Here is a 412-nt window from a genome sequence, read left to right as displayed (position 1 = left end):
CGTTTTTATCACTGACAATGCCAATATGTGGCAGGTTACCCGGTAACATCCAGGTGACGATATCGCCGGCCACAAACCCCTGGCCTGACTGAGTGAAAGGCAAAGACTGCCCATATCTGCTGAAAAACACCTGCAAATTAGGCACGCGCCTATGGTCAATATTGCGGTCGGGCTTACTCAGACCCCAAATGCGTTTAGAGGGGTAGAGGGTAAAATGCTCGCGTATATCCTCATGCACTAACAACTGAAGGTCGACTCCCAGGGTGCGATAACTGCGGATCACAAGGTCAGTGCAAACGCCAATATTGTCAGGCACATCACCGCCTGGATAGGCCAGTTTTTGATAACTGCCGTCATAACGAATATCCAGTTGTGTACGGGCTTTGGCGGCCTTAACCAGCTCCAGGGGGGC

General features: G+C 51.5%; 1 protein-coding gene. It reads right to left on the bottom strand.

Annotation, left to right across the window (positions count from 1 at the left end; all coding sequences use genetic code 11):
- Positions 1-412 (bottom strand): DUF1287 domain-containing protein (locus tag J0A66_RS21835; protein ID WP_206575952.1); only part of this gene is annotated, 412 nt, incomplete at both ends.

Origin of the sequence: Bowmanella dokdonensis, assembly GCF_017254865.1 — a bacterium.
GTDB lineage: Bacteria > Pseudomonadota > Gammaproteobacteria > Enterobacterales > Alteromonadaceae > Bowmanella > Bowmanella dokdonensis.
This window is presented reverse-complemented; position numbering and strand designations above follow the sequence as displayed.